Annotated in this window: 15 protein-coding genes, 1 tRNA gene and 1 other RNA gene; 14 read left to right on the top strand and 3 right to left on the bottom strand. The window is 71.8% G+C overall.

What is annotated here, in order from left to right; all coding sequences use genetic code 11:
- Nucleotides 1-41 precede the first annotated feature (41 nt).
- On the top strand, nt 42-755 hold the full coding sequence (locus O7619_RS02145) for an SLATT domain-containing protein (RefSeq protein ID WP_282285342.1): 714 nt from the start codon (nt 42-44) through the stop codon (nt 753-755).
- Between the two features lie 28 nt (nt 756-783).
- On the opposite strand, the gene O7619_RS02140 is transcribed toward O7619_RS02145, so the two are convergent.
- A complete protein-coding gene (locus O7619_RS02140; RefSeq protein ID WP_282285341.1) occupies nt 784-1,314 on the bottom strand; it encodes a hypothetical protein in 531 nt (176 codons plus the stop codon).
- A complete protein-coding gene (locus O7619_RS02135) occupies nt 1,311-1,925 on the bottom strand; it encodes a hypothetical protein (RefSeq protein WP_282285338.1) in 615 nt (204 codons plus the stop codon). The genes O7619_RS02140 and O7619_RS02135 overlap by 4 nt, the downstream gene beginning before the upstream one ends.
- A 129-nt stretch (nt 1,926-2,054) precedes the next feature.
- On the opposite strand from O7619_RS02135, the gene O7619_RS02130 reads away from it, so the two are divergent.
- From O7619_RS02130 to O7619_RS02115, 4 genes are read left to right on the top strand one after another with little or no spacing between them, the layout of a single operon-like run.
- Nucleotides 2,055-2,780: an ABC transporter ATP-binding protein gene (locus O7619_RS02130; RefSeq protein WP_282285336.1), complete on the top strand. Its 726-nt coding sequence runs from the start codon at nt 2,055-2,057 to the stop codon at nt 2,778-2,780.
- A complete protein-coding gene (locus O7619_RS02125) occupies nt 2,777-3,547 on the top strand; it encodes an ABC transporter permease subunit (RefSeq protein ID WP_282285334.1) in 771 nt (256 codons plus the stop codon). The genes O7619_RS02130 and O7619_RS02125 overlap by 4 nt, the downstream gene beginning before the upstream one ends.
- Before the next feature lie 17 nt (nt 3,548-3,564).
- Entirely contained in the window at nt 3,565-4,890 is a 1,326-nt protein-coding gene (locus tag O7619_RS02120; RefSeq protein WP_282285333.1) for a sensor histidine kinase, read from the top strand.
- A 14-nt stretch (nt 4,891-4,904) separates the two neighbouring features.
- Entirely contained in the window at nt 4,905-5,549 is a 645-nt protein-coding gene (locus tag O7619_RS02115) for a response regulator transcription factor (RefSeq protein ID WP_282285332.1), read from the top strand.
- A 207-nt stretch (nt 5,550-5,756) separates the two neighbouring features.
- On the opposite strand, the gene O7619_RS02110 is transcribed toward O7619_RS02115, so the two are convergent.
- Nucleotides 5,757-5,841 (bottom strand) — tRNA-Ser (locus O7619_RS02110).
- A gap of 81 nt (nt 5,842-5,922) precedes the next feature.
- On the opposite strand from O7619_RS02110, the gene ffs reads away from it, so the two are divergent.
- From ffs to O7619_RS02065, 9 genes are all read left to right on the top strand, one after another.
- Nucleotides 5,923-6,012: signal recognition particle sRNA small type (gene ffs, locus O7619_RS02105), an RNA gene on the top strand.
- A gap of 108 nt (nt 6,013-6,120) precedes the next feature.
- Nucleotides 6,121-8,787: a DNA polymerase III subunit gamma and tau gene (locus O7619_RS02100; protein ID WP_282285330.1), complete on the top strand. Its 2,667-nt coding sequence runs from the start codon at nt 6,121-6,123 to the stop codon at nt 8,785-8,787.
- A 125-nt stretch (nt 8,788-8,912) separates the two neighbouring features.
- Entirely contained in the window at nt 8,913-9,221 is a 309-nt protein-coding gene (locus tag O7619_RS02095) for a YbaB/EbfC family nucleoid-associated protein (protein ID WP_269694699.1), read from the top strand.
- An 8-nt stretch (nt 9,222-9,229) separates the two neighbouring features.
- Entirely contained in the window at nt 9,230-9,823 is a 594-nt protein-coding gene (gene recR, locus O7619_RS02090) for a recombination mediator RecR (protein WP_013289050.1), read from the top strand.
- 183 nt (nt 9,824-10,006) lie between these two features.
- Nucleotides 10,007-11,677: an ABC transporter substrate-binding protein gene (locus O7619_RS02085; RefSeq protein WP_282285328.1), complete on the top strand. Its 1,671-nt coding sequence runs from the start codon at nt 10,007-10,009 to the stop codon at nt 11,675-11,677.
- Nucleotides 11,678-11,779: 102 nt separating this feature from the next.
- A complete protein-coding gene (locus tag O7619_RS02080) occupies nt 11,780-12,787 on the top strand; it encodes an ABC transporter permease (RefSeq protein ID WP_282285327.1) in 1,008 nt (335 codons plus the stop codon).
- Nucleotides 12,788-12,882: 95 nt separating this feature from the next.
- Nucleotides 12,883-13,824, top strand: a complete 942-nt coding sequence (locus tag O7619_RS02075; RefSeq protein WP_348774368.1) for an ABC transporter permease — start codon at nt 12,883-12,885, stop codon at nt 13,822-13,824.
- A 43-nt stretch (nt 13,825-13,867) separates the two neighbouring features.
- Complete coding sequence (locus O7619_RS02070) at nt 13,868-14,854, top strand: ABC transporter ATP-binding protein (RefSeq protein WP_282285324.1); 987 nt, start codon at nt 13,868-13,870, stop codon at nt 14,852-14,854.
- Nucleotides 14,851-15,957 carry an oligopeptide/dipeptide ABC transporter ATP-binding protein gene (locus tag O7619_RS02065; RefSeq protein ID WP_282285323.1) on the top strand — a complete coding sequence of 369 codons (1,107 nt, stop codon included), beginning with the start codon at nt 14,851-14,853 and terminating at the stop codon, nt 15,955-15,957. Before O7619_RS02070 ends, O7619_RS02065 begins: the two co-directional genes overlap by 4 nt.
- The last annotated feature ends 21 nt before the right edge of the window (nt 15,958-15,978 follow it).

Below are 15,978 nucleotides of genomic sequence, written 5' to 3'. Positions count from 1 at the left end.
GCCCTCGCGGCAGCCGGCCCTCAGCACCTGAGGAGAACCCCATGGCCATGACCGGGGCGGAGCGAGCGTCGACCGATCCGGCGTACGGCGGTCGCGATCATTTGCCTTCGATCGCCCAAGGCCGGAGGAGTAGGTTCGCTCCGCGTGGTGACCTCCGCTACCGTCCCTTCCCCCAACCGGGGGACGCGGGTGTCACCGCGGAGTGGCTTCGGGCCGTTCGGGTGTGGGCGGAGACGCGCGCTGAGGACTCGATCGACTGGTACCTCGCCGACAAGCGGACGAAGCGACTGGCTTCCCGGGGCCTGAAAGCGCTGACCATCGCCCTCCTCATAGGGGGCTCGATCGTCCCCCTCGTGACGGCCGCTGCGGGTCGGGGCACCGGCGGATGGGGCTACGTTCTGCTGGCGGCGGCCGGCGGCTGCGCGGCCTTCGACCACTTTTTTGGATTGTCGTCGGCGTGGGCCCGCGACATCGCTGCGGTGCAGGCGATACAGCGTCGCCTCGATCGTTTCCGACTTGAGTGGTGGGAACACGAATTGGGAAGCACCGGGCGAGGCTCTGGCGCCATCAGCGGATGGTCAGTGGATCCAGATGCCGTCTTCCTGATTATCCGGGCATTCTTGGATGATTTGGATGCGCTGATCATGGCCGAGACCAGAGAGTGGCAGACCGAGTTCCAAGCGGGAATACAGGATCTTCGTGGACAGACAGGCCTTTCCGGTCCAGAGGCAGGCTCAGCTCCTCGGGGTCGATAGGGTTCGAAGTGTCTTCGCTCGATAACCGTCAGCAGGGGCCGTAGCCCTCGTCGAAGAGGCGGCGGGCCCAGTTCGCGTACCCGACGATGATTTTTCGGACGGTGACGCCGTCGTGCAGGAACAGGTATCCGCGGTCGCCGTCGCGGGCCAGCAGCCCGGCGAAGCGGTGGCTGCCGGGCGGTGCCGGCAGCGCGGCGGCGCCGGGGTACGCGGCGCGCACCTCGCCGACCGGCGTGCCGGCGCCGATGCCTTCCGGCGTGGTCATCGGGTCGTCGAGCCAGAGCAGGACGAGCCGGTCGTCGACGAAGATCGGGCTGACCGAGCCGTGTCCGGCAAGCGTGGGTCCGCACGCCTCTTCGTCGGTGCGCAGCAGGCCACGACGGGTCAGGTCGTCCTCGGTGGCGCCGAACTCCGCGTTGCGCAGGCCGTTCAGGCTGACCACCTCGGCGGTGCCGACCGGCCGGGCGGCCACCTCCGGCCCCTGTGGACGGACGCCGCTCCCGGCGGCGGAAGCGGCGACCAGCAGTGCGGCTATAAAACCGAATTGTCGTAATTTCATGTAATCCCCCAGTCCCCAACGGGGCCGGGGCGAAGAGGTTGCGCGTGTGGGCCGGATTGGCGCGATTCCCATTCGTCGGCCAACTCGTCCCAGTAGTCGGCGGACAGCCCCCGCCGGCCGTGCGCCAGCCAACCGTCCGTGTCGCGCTCCAGGTGCAGGCCCAGCTCGGCGAACGGGTCGATCCACGCGCCCGGCTCGGCGCCCAGCCGGGCCAGTGCCGCGTTGATCGGCCACTCGGCGCGCGGCCGGTCCAGCGCGCCGTCGTGGCGCGGGCCCCAGCTCACCTCGCCGCCCAGCCACACCACCGCCGCCTGGTGGCCGAGCCCGCCGGCGAACTCCGCTTCCAGGTAGGCCACCGGCCCGCCGCGCGACCAGCGGGCCAGCAGCTCCGCCAGCGGCGGGGCGAGGACGAGCCGGAACGGACGTACGGCGCACGGCTCGTCGGTGGCGAAGTCCGGCAGCCCGCCGGTCAGCTCCTCGACGAGTTGCGGGGTGACCGGCAGCAGCGCGAAGTCCTGCCGGAGCGCGGCCAGCACCGCGTGGTCCAGGTCGGCGGTCTGCTCGCGGAGCAGCTCGACGTCCGCGACCACGGCGCTGAGCTGGTAACTCATCCGATCCCCCAGGTGCGTCCACAGGCTGTGGATAGAACATGTGTACGACAGAAGTGGTGGAAAACCCCCGGTCGTAGCCGGAGGGTTTCCGGCTGTCGACCACCGGCGACGCTGCCTAGCGTCGACTGTGTGATCGAACTACGTGAGCTGACCAAACGCTACGGGAGCCGGGTCGCCGTCGACGGGCTGAGTGTCCGGGTCCAGCCGGGCGCGGTGACCGGCTTCCTTGGCCCGAACGGATCCGGCAAGTCGACGACGATGCGGATGATCCTCGGCCTGGACGCCCCGGACCACGGCGAGGCGTTTGTCGACGGGGTCCGTTACCCGGACCTGGCCTGGCCGTTGAGGACCGTCGGCGCGCTGCTCGACACCGGGGCGTTCCATCCCGGCCGCAGCGGGCGCGCACACCTGAGGGCACTGGCCGCGAGCAACGACATCCCCGCCTCCCGGGTCGAGCGGGTACTGCGCGTCGTCGGGCTGGCCGACGCGGCGTCGCGGCGTGCCGGCACCTACTCGCTCGGCATGCGCCAACGGCTCGGCGTCGCGGTGGCCCTGCTCGGCGACCCGGGCGTCCTCCTGCTCGACGAGCCGGTCAACGGGCTGGACCCGGAGGGCATCCGCTGGATCCGGGACCTGCTGCGCGGGCTCGCCGCCGAGGGCCGCACCGTGTTCGTGTCCAGCCACCTGATCGCCGAGATGGCGCTGACCGCGGACCGGCTGGTGGTCATCGGCCGGGGCCGGCTGCTGGCCGAGACGACGGTCGCCGAACTCGCGGCCGGCCACGACAACCTGGAGGACGCGTTCCTCCGGCTCACCTCACCGGTCACCGACCATCGCGCGACGGGAGTGTCATGAACGGGTACGGATTCCGGCACGCGGCCCGGATGGAGCTGATCAAGCTGGGCAGCGTCCGGTCGACGTGGTGGCTGGCGGGCGCGACGGTGGTGTCGATGGCTGCGGCCGGGGCCGGCGTGGGACTCGGCTACCGGTCACACACCCCGACCGCCACCGCCGCCCAGATCCTCGACAACAGCCTCAGCGGCGCCATCCTGGCCCAGTTGCTCCTCGGCGCGCTCGGCGTCCTCGCGGTGACCGGCGAATACGGCACCGGAATGATCCGCTCGACGTTCGCCGCCGTCCCGCGACGTCGTACCGTCCTGGTCGCGAAGGTCGCCGTGTGCGGGGGCGCGGCCCTCGCCGCCGGCCTGGCCGCGAGCTTCGCCGGCTACCTGGGTGGACAGCTCGCGATCCGCGGCACCGCCATCCCGGCCGCCCCCCTCACGGACCCGGAGATCCTCCGCGCGGTGCTGCTGACCGGCGGATACCTGGCCGCCACCGCGCTGATCGGGGTGGGCATCGGGACTGTCGTACGGCACTCCGGCGCCGCCATCGGCACGCTGTTCGCGCTGATGCTCGTCCCGACGATCGTGATCGGTCTGTTCGGCGAGAACGGAATCGCCGTCGGCCGCTTCGTCCCGCTGCTGATGCTGCTCAACTCGGTCGCGGTGACCGCGCCGATACCCGGGCTGTTCGCCGGCTGGGTGAGCGTGCTGCTGATGTGCGGGTACGCGGCGGTGGCTCTCCTCTGCGGCGGCGTACTGCTCCGCCGGCGCGACGCGTGAGCGGCGACAATGGGCCGATGACCGCGCTGCGCGCCCCGTTCACCGGGCCGGCCCTGCGCCGGGCGGCGTTCTGCCTGGTCGGCGTGCTCAGCGCGGGGGCGATCCTGGCCGTGCCGGCGCTCGTGCCGGCCCTGGGCGCGCTCATCCTCTGGGCCACCGGCGGCATGTCCCGGCAGCCCGCGCCGGCCGTCGCGCCGATCTTCCTGGTGCTGTTCCCGCTCACCGTCGCGCTCCTGGTCGTGCTGGCCGCCCCGATCGGGCGCGCGACGGGCGCGGCGCACCGCCGGCTCGCGGACCGGCTGCTCGACGTGCGGGTGGAGGCCCCGCCACCCCGGCCCTCGAAGCGGCTCGGCGCCCTGGTCGCCGACGGGCCGGGCTGGCGCGCCATCGGATACGGCCTGCTCAAGGTGCCCCTGGCCATCCCACAGGGGTACGGCGTCTTCTGCTACGTGCTCGGCCCGGTCAACCTCAGCTACCCGCTGTGGTGGCCGCTGTTCCGCAACCACCCGCCCGGCACCCGCCTCGGCCCGGTGTGGGCGCTGACGCCGTTCGGCGCGATCGGCGCGCGGACGTTCGCCGGCACGTTCGGTATCGCCGCGGCCGGCCTGGCCATGCTGCTTGTCGCGCCGTGGTTGACGCGGGCCGGCACGACAGCGGACGTGGCCGCGATGCGGCGGCTGCTCGGCCCGCGCCGGCTCGCCGAGCGGGTACGCGAACTCCAGGTCAGCCGCGCCCGCGCGATCGACGACGCGGCCACCATGATGCGCCGGCTGGAACGGGACCTGCACGACGGCGCGCAGATCCGGCTGGCCACGCTGGCGATGAACCTCGGCATGGCGACCGAGAAGCTCGGCGCGGACGGCCCGCCACCGGACCTCGCGCAGGCCCGGGAACTGGTCGCGCTCGCCCACCGGGGCGCGAAGGACGCCCTCGCCGACCTGCGCGACCTGGTGCGCGGCATCCATCCGCCAGTCCTCGACAACGGTCTCGGTGACGCGCTGGCGACGCTCGCCACGAACAGCGCCGTCCCGGTAGCGGTGACCGTCGAGCTGCCCGCCCGCCCGGCGCCGGCGATCGAGACCATCGCCTACTTCTGCGCCGCCGAGCTGCTCGCGAACGCGGCCAAGCACAGCCGGGCGACCCGGGTCGGGCTCGACGTCGGCGGATCCGGCGACGGCGTGACGCTCACCGTCACCGACGACGGCGTCGGCGGCGCGTACCCGGACGGCCCCGGCCTGTCCGGCCTGGCCCGCCGCGTCGCCGTCGTGGACGGCCGGATGAGCGTGCACAGCCCGGCCGGCGGTCCCACCCGTGTCGAGATCGAACTGCCCACGCACGTGTGAACGGAGACGACGACATGCGGGTGGTGATCGCGGAGGACGCCGCGATGATGCGCGAAGGGCTGGTCCGGCTGCTCACCGACCGCGGCTTCGAGGTGTGCGCGGCGGTGGCCGACGCGGACGCGCTGCGGAGCGCGGTCGCCGACTTCGTGCCGGACGTGGCAGTCGTCGACATCCGGATGCCACCCACGCACACCGACGAAGGGCTGCGCGCCGCCGTCGACATCCGACGCGACCAGCCCGGCGTCGGCGTGCTGGTCTTCTCCCAGTACGTGGAGACCCGCTACGCGACCCGCCTGCTCGCCGACCGGCCCACCGGCGTCGGCTACCTGCTCAAGGACCGGGTCGCCGACGTCGCCGACTTCGTGGACGCGCTGACCCGGGTGGCGGCCGGCGGCACCGCGCTGGACCCGGAGGTGGTCGGCCACCTGATGCGGGCCGGGCGGGACACGACCGGGGTGGCGTCACTGACCCCGCGGGAGCGCGAGGTGCTGTCGCTGATGGCCGAGGGGCGATCAAACGCCGGGATCGCGGCGGCCCTGGTCATCACCGCCGGAGTCGTCGAGAAGCACGTGGCGAACATCTTCGCGAAACTCGGCCTGCCGGCCTCGGACGGCGACAACCGCCGGGTCCTGGCCGTCCTCCGCCACCTCGGCGGTTGACCTCACGCGGCGGCGCCGCCGACGAGATATCTCGGACGTCCGTCGGCGAGCGCAGCCGCCGTCACCTACTTCACCAGGCGGTGACCGAGAAGATCATCCGGGTCGGGCCTACTCGCCGCGTACCTGCCGACGCCGGCCGGCGGCTGAGCGGACGGAGAAGGGCCGGCACCTCATGGTGCCGGCCCTGTCGCTTCCTGCTCAAGAGAGCGGAGGATACGAGATTCGAACTCGTGAGGGTGTGAACCCAACACGCTTTCCAAGCGTGCGCCCTAGGCCTCTAGGCGAATCCTCCGCGAGCCAGGATACAGGTCCGGCGACGGCGGGCCACCCCACCCTCCCGGAAGATCCACACGGCTTCGGGTAGGCTTGGCGTCACCTCCCGTGCGGCGGTATCTCGTGAACCTCCCCAGGGCCGGAAGGCAGCAAGGATAAGCGAGCTCTGCCGGGTGCACGGGAGGCCTTTTTGTCTCCGGTGCCGGGTAACGTCGCCGTGGGTCGGGGCTCGCCGGTGGTGGGTGGTCACCGGCGGCCGACCGGCGCAGAATGGCTCGGTCGAGAGGAGGCGGGACGGGTGGCACTGGCCCTTTACCGCAAGTACCGGCCGCGGACGTTCGCCGAGATGATCGGCCAGGAGCAGGTCACCGGGCCGCTGTCGCAGGCGCTGCGCAGCGGGCGGCTCAACCACGCCTACCTCTTCTCCGGTCCGCGGGGCTGCGGCAAGACCTCAAGCGCCCGGATCCTGGCCCGCTCCCTCAACTGCGAGCAGGGCCCCACCCCCGAGCCGTGCGGGCAGTGTGACTCGTGCCGCGGGCTGGCTCCCGACGGCGGCGGCTCGATCGACGTCATCGAAATCGACGCGGCCAGCCACGGTGGTGTCGACGACGCCCGTGAGCTGCGCGAGAAGGCGTTCTTCGCCCCGGCCCGCAGCCGCTTCAAGATCTACATCATCGACGAGGCGCACATGGTCTCGTCGGCCGGCTTCAACGCCCTGCTCAAGCTGGTCGAGGAGCCCCCGGAGTACGTCAAGTTCATCTTCGCCACCACCGAGCCGGAAAAGGTCCTCGGCACGATCAAGTCGCGGACCCACCACTACCCGTTCCGGCTGTTCCCGCCGAAGGTGGTCCGCCCCTACCTCGAGCAGCTCTGCGAGGCAGAAGGCGTCACGGTCGAGCCGGCGGTCTTCCCGCTGGTGGTGCGCGCCGGCGGGGGCAGCATGCGCGACAGCCTCTCCGTGCTCGACCAGCTCATCGCGGGCGCCGGCCCGGAGGGCGTCGACTACGCCCGGGCCGCCGCGCTGCTCGGTGTCACCGACGCCGCGCTGATCGACGAGATGTGCGACGCGCTCGCCGCCGGTGACGGCGCTGCCGCGTACGCCACCGTCGACCGGGTCGCCGAGGCCGGGCACGACTCGCGTCGCTTCGCCTCCGACCTGCTGGAACGCCTCCGCGACCTGATCGTGCTCCAGCAGGTGCCGGACGCCGCCGCCCGGGGCCTCATCGACGGCCCGGCCGACCAGATCGAGCGGATGGCCGCCCAGGCGCAGCGCCTCGGTCCGGCCACCCTGTCCCGCTGCGCGGACATCGTGCACAACGGCCTGGTGGAGATGCGCGGCACCACCGCGCCCCGGCTGCTGCTGGAGCTGATCTGCGCCCGGATGCTCCTGCCCGGCGCGGACGACTCGTCCGCCGGTCTGCTCCAGCGCCTGGAGCGGATGGAACGCCGGCTCACCCTGGGTGGCGTCGAGCCGCCGCCGGCCGCCGCCGGCTCCGCGCCGGCCACCCCGACCCAGGAGGTACGCCCACCCGCTCCCGCCCCGGGCGCGGCTGCCGCCGCGGTCCACCCGTCGACCGCCGGCACGCCGGCGGCTGCCGATGCGCCGGACGGGCCCGCCGCCGCGCGTGCCGCCGCCGCGGCGGCCGGTTCCCGAGCCCCCGCCGCCGCGGCGGCCGGTTCCCGAGCCCCCGGCGGCCCGGGAGCGGGCACCGGCTCCGCCGGTCCGGCCGGTCCGGGCACGGACGCCGGATCGGTGGCTCCGGAGCCGACCGCCCCGGTCCGCCGTCCGACGCCGCCGTCGGCGGTGATGCCCGACCCGGCCACGCCCGAGCCGCCCCGCCCGGGTGCGGCGAACCCCGGCGCGTTGGACGCCGTCGCGGTGCGCCGGGTCTGGCCGGAGGTGGTCGGCAAGGTCAATCGGAGCAACAAGCGGATCGCCGCGCTGATGCGCGATGCCGTCGTCCGTGACCTGGACGGTGACACGCTGGTGCTGACCGTGAAGTCGACGGTGCTGGCGAAGATGATGGCGGATCACGCCGCCGTGCTCACCGACGCGCTCTACGAGGAGTTGGGCGGTCGCTGGCAGATCCGCTGCGAGGTGGCCGGCGAGCGGGGCGGCGGCTCGTCCCGCGCCGCCGCTGCGGCGCGCCCGCCGACCCCCGCTCCTCATCAGGAGCAGCAGGGCGGTGCCGTCCCCGCTCCCGGCGACGGGGCCCGCGGCCCGGACGGGACGAGTCGCGTCGGTGGCGGCCCGCCCGGTGGACCCGGGCGGTCAGGTGACGCGCCGGGCGGACCGGGGCGGGCGAGCGGCGTGGGCGCCCGGGACAGGGCGGTCCGGCCCGGCTCCGACGGCCGGTCCGGGGCCGGTGAGGCTCCCGCCGCCGACGACGCGGAGGACTGGCCCGAGCCGGCCCGACCGGGTGGTGCGGCGGACGGGCGCCCCGAGCCGCCGAGCGGCGACACTGCGGCGAGCGCCGACGAGTGGCCCGAGCCGGCCCGGCCGGGTGGCGTGGCGAGCGCCGACGAGCGGCCCGCGTCCGCTCGACCAGTTGGCGTGCCGACGGCCCCCGCGGCACCGGCCGCGCCGAAACCGGCCGCGTCCTCGGCGGCACCGGCCGCGCCCACAGGTCCGCCGGTGAGCAGCGCGATCGCGGCGGCCCGGGCGGCTGCGGCAGGGCGCGGTGCGCGTACCGGGCAGGCGGCGGCCCGGAAGACCGCCGACGCCGAGTGGGCCGGCGAGCCGCCGTACGATCCGGACTTCGACGGCCCGGTGCGCGGCGGCGGGGGACGCCCCGGCGGCGTCGCGCCGGCGGCGGCGAACTTCGAGGGGTTCGACCCGGGTGACGAGCCGCTGGACGAGGTCATCGACGAGCGGACCGCGCGGGAGTCCAGCCAGGAGCAGGCGGTACGGCTGCTCCGCGAGGCGTTCGGCGCCGAGCAGATCGACGAGGTGGACGCCCGGTAGTCCGCCGTCCCGCGGACGGGTGGGCTGCTACGCGGGGGTGCGACCGCCCAGCGGATAGGCTGAGCGGCGGCCGAGCAGACGAGTGCGAGAAGGAGCGGTCCGTGCGCCCAGGTGGACAGCCGAACATGCAGCAGATGCTGAAGCAGGCGCAGAAGATGCAGCAGCAGATCGCCAACGCCCAGGCCGAGCTGGCCGAGGCGGAGCTGACCGGCACCGCGGGCGGTGGCCTGGTGACGGCCACCGTCGCCGGGACCGGTGAGCTGAAGGCGATCAAGATCGACCCGAAGGCGGTCGACCCGGAGGACGTGGAGACGCTGGAGGACCTGGTCGTCGCGGCCGTGCACAACGCCGCCGAGGCGGCCCGGGAGTTGACCGAGAAGAAGATGGGCCCGGTCGCGGGCGGGATGGGCGGCCTCGGCCTGCCCGGTTTCTGAGCCGGCAGATGTACGAAGGTGCCATCCAGGACCTGATCGACGAGTTGGGCCGGCTGCCGGGCGTGGGCCCGAAGAGCGCCCAGCGGATCGCGTTCCACGTCCTGTCGGCCGACCCGGCCGACGTCAACCGGCTGGCCGGCGCGCTGCGCAAGGTCAAGGACCTGGTGCGGTTCTGCACGACCTGTTACAACGTGGCGGAGTCCGAGCAGTGCCGGATCTGCCGCGACCCGCGGCGTACCGATGAGGTCCTCTGTGTGGTCGAGGAGCCGAAGGACGTGGTGGCGATCGAGCGGACCGGCGAGTTCCGCGGGCGCTACCACGTGCTCGGCGGCGCGATCAATCCGCTGGAGGGCATCGGCCCGGACAACCTGCGGATCCGGGAGCTGATGACCCGGCTGGGCGGCGGTGAGGTCCGCGAGCTGATTCTCGCCACCGACCCGAACACCGAGGGCGAGGCGACCGCCACCTACCTGGCGCTGATGGTCAAGCCGATGGGGATCGCGGTGACCCGGCTGGCCAGCGGCCTGCCGGTCGGCGGCGACCTGGAGTACGCCGACGAGATCACGCTCGGCCGCGCCTTCGAGGGGCGTCGGGCGGTCTGAGTTCATGGCCTGGTGGTGGGGGTGTACCCGCCACCAGGCCATGATGTGAGGCGGCCTCGGAAGGTGTCGGCTTGATAGCGATTGCCCGCCGCTCTTTCCACTCCTATGTGACATGCCATACCCTCCCGCTCACGGACTGAGTCACAGCTCGGCGTGGACACATGTGCATGACAGAGGTGAGAGATGCAGGCGAGCAGGCTGAAAACGGCCGTGGCCCTCGCGGCCGTGGCCGCCCTGGCGGTCGGTGCGTCCGGCTGTGCCAAGAGCGATCGCGAAGACGAAGGTGGGGACGCCAAGACCGGCGGCACCTTCGTCTTCGCCGGCGCCGGGGACCCGAAGAACTTCGACCCGATCTTCAACGACGACGGTGAGTCGTTCCGGCCGATCCGCCAGATGTACGACACCCTCGTGCAGAACAAGCCCGGCACCGCCGAGCTGCAGGGTGCCCTGGCGGAGAGTTGGGAGCACGACCCGGACGGCAAGGTCTGGACCTTCAAGCTCCGCAAGGGCGTGAAGTTCCACGACGGCACCGACTTCAACGCGGCAGCGGTCTGCTTCAACTTCGACCGCTGGTTCAACATGAAGGGCGCCGCCGCCCAGTCGCAGATGATCTACTACTCGGACGTCTTCGAGGGCTACGCCAAGAACGAGGCCGAGGGCGTCGGTGACCCGGTCTACAACAAGTGCGAGGCGAAGGACGACGGCACCGCCGTCGTCACCATGAACAAGTACAAGGGCGCCTTCCCGGGCGCCTTCGCGCTGACCGCCCTGTCGATCGCCAGCCCGGACGCGCTGAAGAAGTACGACGCCGACGCGGTCAAGCAGAACGGCGACTCGTTCGAGTACAGCGCGTTCGCCAACGAGCACCCGGTCGGCACCGGCCCGTTCAAGTACGTGGGCTGGGACAAGGCCAAGGGTGAGATCACCCTGGAGCGCAACGCCGACTACTGGGGCGAGAAGGCCAAGGTCGACAAGCTCGTCATCAAGGTCATCAAGGACGAGAACACCCGCAAGCAGGAGCTGCGGGCGGGCACCGTCCAGGGCATCGACTTCCCGGCCCCGGCCGACCGGAAGGCGCTGTCGGGTGAGGGCTTCCAGGTTCTCGACCGCCCGGCGTTCAACATCCTCTACCTCGGCTTCAACCAGAAGAACCCGAAGCTGAAGGACCTCAAGGTCCGGCAGGCCATCGCCTACGCCCTCAACCGTGAGCAGCTCGTCCAGACCAAGGGCCCGGGTGGCACCAAGGTCGCCGACGAGTTCATGCCGGACACGGTGCTCGGTTACGCGCAGGACGTGCAGAAGTACGAGTACAACCCGGACAAGGCCAAGCAGTTGCTGAAGGAGGCGGGCGCGGAGAACCTGTCGCTCAACTTCTACTACCCGACCGACGTCTCCCGGCCGTACATGCCGAACCCGCAGGAGATCTTCACCGTGCTCGCCAACGACCTGCAGGCCGTCGGCATCAAGGTCAACGGTGTGGCCCGCCCGTGGAACGGTGGCTACAAGGACGACGTGCAGCAGTTCGGCAAGCACGACCTGCACCTGCTCGGCTGGACCGGTGACTACAACGACCCGGGCAACTTCGTCGGCACGTTCTTCGGCCGCGAGAAGGTCGAGTTCGGCGACCAGGGGATGACCGAGATGTTCGACGCCATCGGCAAGGCCGACGGCACGGTCGACGAGGCCGGCAAGAAGGCGGCCTGGGAGCAGGTCAACCGCGACATCGCCGCCAAGTGGCTGCCGGCCGTGCCGATCTGGCACGCTCCGCCGGCCATCGTGGTCACCAAGGACGTCAAGGGTCTCGTCGCCAGCCCGCTGACCGACGAGCGCTTCAACACCGTCAGCGTCGGCTGAGGCGTTACCCACCGCTGACGCGACACGCGGAATCGGCCCGGGCCGGGCTCTCTCTCCCGGCCCGGGCCGACCCGCTGTTCACGAGAATCTGGTGTGTGAGAGATGTTGCGAGTCATAGTTCGCCGCCTGCTGCAGCTGGTGGTGACCCTGATAGGGCTGTCCGCTCTGGTCTTCGTCTGGCTGCGGAACCTTCCCGGTGGCCCGGTCGAGGCGCTGCTCGGTGAGCGGGCCACGCCGGAGCGGCGGGCCCTGCTGATCAAGGCCCTCGGCTACGACCAGCCGATCCTTGTGCAGTACGCGAAATTCATGCAGCGGCTGCTGACCGGCGACTTCGGCAACTCGATCCGGAGCGGTGACCCGGTCACCGAGGTGATCGGCCGTGCCTTCCCGGCCACCGTCGAGCTGGCCGCCGCCGCCATGATCATCGCGATCGGGCTCGGTGTGCCGCTCGGCTACCTCGCCGCGCGGCACCGCGGCCGGCTGCTGGACAACCTGAGCATCGGCGGCACCCTGCTCGGCATCTCGATCCCGATCTTCTTCCTGGGCTATCTGCTCAAGGACGTCTTCACCCAGAACATGCACCTGTTCCCGCCCTCCGGTCGGATCAGCACCGGGGTGAACAACACCGACGTCACCGGCTTCTTCGTGCTGGACGGGTTGCTCACCCGGGAGTTCGACGCCACCGGCGACGCGCTGTGGCACCTGGTCCTGCCGGCGTTCACGCTTGCCACCATCCCGCTCGCCGTCATCGTCCGGATCACCCGGGCCAGCGTGCTCGACGTGCTCAACGAGGACTACGTCCGCACCGCCGAGGCGAAGGGCCTGCGACACAAGACCATCCGGGGCCGGCACGTCCTGCGCAACGGCCTGCTGCCGGTGGTCACCACCATCGGCCTGCAGACCGGCGCGCTGCTCTCCGGCGCCGTGCTCACCGAGCGGGTCTACAACTGGGGCGGCCTCGGCACGCTGATCTACGACTCGATCAGCGGCGGCCGTGACTATCCGGTGCTCCAGGCGCTGATCCTGCTGGCCGCGCTGGTCTTCGTGCTGGTCAACCTCCTGGTCGACCTCTCCTACGCCTTCATCGACCCGAGGGTGCGTGTGCGATGAGCGACCCGATCATCCAGCCCACCGTCGGCGCCCAGCGCGAGAGCGTGGACCCGTCGGCCGTCACGGAGAAGCCCGAGGGCACCCTGCCCCGTGGCCTGGACCGGCTCGGCGAGCGCAAGCGCGCCCGGCTGGAGCAGTTGGCCCAGGCCACCGCCGACAAGGGCGGCGTGAGCCTGGTCCGGGACGCGCTCCGCCGGCTGCGCCGCAACCCGACCGCGATGGTCGGCGCGTCCATCGTGGCGCTGTTCGTCCTGGTCGCGATCTTCGCGCCGCTGCTCGCGCCGCACGACCCCGCGCAGCGCTTCGACGAGCTGACGAAGAACCTGACCGTCGACAACATCCCCGGCGCCAGCAGCGAGTTCCCGCTCGGCTCCGACCCGCTCGGCCGGGACTTCCTGTCCCGGATGATCCACGGCAGCCGGCAGACCCTGTTCGTCGGCGTGCTCGCCACGCTGATCGGGCTGGCCCTGGGCGTGCTCGTGGGCGCGCTCGCCGGCGCGTTCGGCGGCTGGGTCGACAACATCCTGATGCGGTTCACCGACGTGATGCTGGCCCTGCCGGCGCTCCTGCTGGCGATCAGCCTGGTGGCCATGGCCAGCCGGTCCAGCCAGTGGACGGTCATCCTCGCGGTCGCCATCGTCAACGTGCCGATCTTCGCCCGGCTGCTCCGCGGATCGATGCTCGCCCAACGGGAGAGCGACCACGTGCTCGCGGCCCGCGCGCTCGGCGTCAAGCGCGGGGCGATCGTGCTGCGGCACATGCTCCCCAACGCGATGACCGCGGTGATCGTGCAGGCGACGCTCACCCTCTCCACCGCGATCCTGGAAGCCGCGTCGCTGTCCTTCCTCGGCCTCGGTGACCCCGACATCAACCGCGCGGAGTGGGGCCTGATGCTCGGTGTGGACGGTCAGCGCTACTTCGAGGTCCGGCCCGAGCTGGCCTACTTCCCGGCCGTCGCGATCATCGTGGTCGCGCTCGGCTTCACCCTGCTGGGCGAGGGCATGCGCGAGGCCATCGACCCGAAGAGCCGGCGGTGACGGCGGTGTGGACCAATGACCAGCACGGTGAGGACGTGACCCGATGAGCCTGCTCGACGTACGCGACCTGAGCGTCGTGTTCCAGCGCCGCGGTGAGCGACCGTTCACCGCGGTCGACGAGGTCAGCTTCAGCGTGGAGCCCGGGCAGACGGTCGGCCTGGTCGGCGAGTCCGGCTGCGGCAAGAGCGTCACCAGCCTGGCGATCATGGGCCTGCTGCCGAAGCGCGGCAACAAGGTCACCGGCGAGGTCAACTTCGACGGGGCCGACCTGCTGAAGCTGCGTCCGGAGGACCTGCGGGACCGGCGCGGCCGGGACATCGGCATGATCTTCCAGGACCCGCTCTCCTCGCTGAACCCGGTCATCCCGATCGGCACCCAGGTGGCCGAGGTGCTCGAACGGCACCGCGGCATGGACCGCAAGGTGGCGCTGAAGGAGGCCCGGGAACTGCTCGACGCGGTCGGCATCCCGGACCCGACGCGGCGGCTCAAGGAATACCCGCACCAGATCTCCGGCGGCATGCGCCAGCGCGCCCTGATCGCCATCGCGCTCGCCTGCAAGCCCCGGCTGCTGATCGCCGACGAGCCGACCACCGCCCTGGACGTGACCATCCAGGCGCAGATCCTCACGCTGCTCAAGCAACTCGTCGACGAGACCGGCACCGCGCTGATCATGATCACCCACGATCTGGGCGTGGTGGCCGGCCTCTGCGACACGGTGAACGTGCTCTACGGCGGCAAGATCGTGGAGCGGGCCGCCCGACACGAGCTGTTCGCCCGGCCGCGGCACCCGTACACGCACGGGCTGCTCAGCTCCGTGCCGAGGCTCGACTCGCCGCGGGGTGAGCGGCTGCACGCCATCCGTGGCTCGGTGGCCGACAACATCCCGTGGGCGGAGGGCTGCGCGTTCGCGCCCCGGTGCGACAACGTGGTGGACGCCTGCCTCGACGGGACGCCCCCACTGGAACCCACCGCGAACGGCGGCGACCTGCGCTGCAACAACCCCGTATCGGAGGAGGTGGCGGTCCCGTGACCGAGTCGACCGAGCGGACCGGACCACTCGTCGAACTGCGCGACGTCAAGGTCCACTTTCCGATCAAGAGCGGCGTGCTCTTCGACCGCACCATCGGGCACGTCTACGCCGTCGACGGCGTCTCGCTCACCATCAACAAGGGCGAGACGTACGGGCTGGTGGGCGAGTCGGGCTGCGGCAAGTCCACCCTGGGGCGGGGCCTGCTGCGGCTGGTCGAGCCGACCGACGGTGAGATCGTCTTCGACGGCACCGACCTCCGCGCGCTCAAGGACGAGCCGATGCGCCGGATCCGCCGCCGCATCCAGATGATCTTCCAGGACCCGCTGTCCAGCCTCGACCCCCGGCAGTCGGTGGAGTCGCTGCTGGTCGAGGGCCTCAAGGCGCACGACCTGGCGAAGGACAAGGCGGCCGTCGGCAAGCGGCTGCGGGAGGCCCTCGCCGCGGTCGGCCTGCCCGCCTCGGCGCTCAGCAAATATCCGCACGAGTTCTCCGGCGGCCAGCGTCAGCGCATCGGCATCGCCCGGGCGCTGGTGCTGGAGCCGGACCTGATCGTCGCCGACGAACCGGTGTCCGCGCTCGACGTGTCCATCCAGGCGCAGGTGCTCAACCTGCTCGACGAGTTGCAGGAGGAGCGGGGCCTCACGTACCTGATCATCGCGCACGACCTGGCGGTGGTCCGGCACATCGCCGACACGGTCGGGGTGATGTACCTCGGCGGTCTGGTGGAGGAGGCGTCGAGCGACGACCTCTACCGGGAGCCGATGCACCCGTACACCAAGGCGCTCATGTCGGCGGTGCCGGTGCCCGACCCGCAGGTCGAGGACCGTCGGGAGCGGATCCTGCTCGTCGGCGACCTGCCGTCACCGGCGAACCCGCCGGCCGGCTGCCGGTTCCACACCCGCTGCCCGTGGGCGCAGCCCGCCCGCTGCGCCGACGAGCGGCCCGCGCTGCGTGAGGTGCTCGACGGGCACCGGGTCGCCTGCCACTACGCCGAGGACATCGCGGCCGGCCGGATCCGGCCGCACGAGGTGAAGCCGGAGCTGGTCCGGCCGGACGACGGCGCGGCACCGGGCGAACCGGACGAACTCATCCCGACCTCGTGACCCGAGGACGCGCCGGCCCCC

It is taken from the genome of Micromonospora sp. WMMD998 (assembly GCF_029581235.1).
Classification (GTDB): Bacteria; Actinomycetota; Actinomycetes; order Mycobacteriales; family Micromonosporaceae; genus Micromonospora.
This window is presented reverse-complemented; position numbering and strand designations above follow the sequence as displayed.

What these genes read in the sequence shown, in the direction of transcription:
- O7619_RS02145 (WP_282285342.1), top strand. Translation starts at nt 42, where the DNA reads ATGGCCATGACCGGGGCGGAGCGAGCGTCGACCGATCCGGCGTACGGC.
- O7619_RS02140 (WP_282285341.1), bottom strand. Translation starts at nt 1,314, where the DNA reads ATGAAATTACGACAATTCGGTTTTATAGCCGCACTGCTGGTCGCCGCT.
- O7619_RS02135 (WP_282285338.1), bottom strand. Translation starts at nt 1,925, where the DNA reads ATGAGTTACCAGCTCAGCGCCGTGGTCGCGGACGTCGAGCTGCTCCGC.
- O7619_RS02125 (WP_282285334.1), top strand. Translation starts at nt 2,777, where the DNA reads ATGAACGGGTACGGATTCCGGCACGCGGCCCGGATGGAGCTGATCAAG.
- O7619_RS02120 (WP_282285333.1), top strand. Translation starts at nt 3,565, where the DNA reads ATGACCGCGCTGCGCGCCCCGTTCACCGGGCCGGCCCTGCGCCGGGCG.
- O7619_RS02115 (WP_282285332.1), top strand. Translation starts at nt 4,905, where the DNA reads ATGCGGGTGGTGATCGCGGAGGACGCCGCGATGATGCGCGAAGGGCTG.
- O7619_RS02095 (WP_269694699.1), top strand. Translation starts at nt 8,913, where the DNA reads ATGCAGCAGATGCTGAAGCAGGCGCAGAAGATGCAGCAGCAGATCGCC.
- recR (WP_013289050.1), top strand. Translation starts at nt 9,230, where the DNA reads ATGTACGAAGGTGCCATCCAGGACCTGATCGACGAGTTGGGCCGGCTG.
- O7619_RS02085 (WP_282285328.1), top strand. Translation starts at nt 10,007, where the DNA reads ATGCAGGCGAGCAGGCTGAAAACGGCCGTGGCCCTCGCGGCCGTGGCC.
- O7619_RS02080 (WP_282285327.1), top strand. Translation starts at nt 11,780, where the DNA reads ATGTTGCGAGTCATAGTTCGCCGCCTGCTGCAGCTGGTGGTGACCCTG.
- O7619_RS02070 (WP_282285324.1), top strand. Translation starts at nt 13,868, where the DNA reads ATGAGCCTGCTCGACGTACGCGACCTGAGCGTCGTGTTCCAGCGCCGC.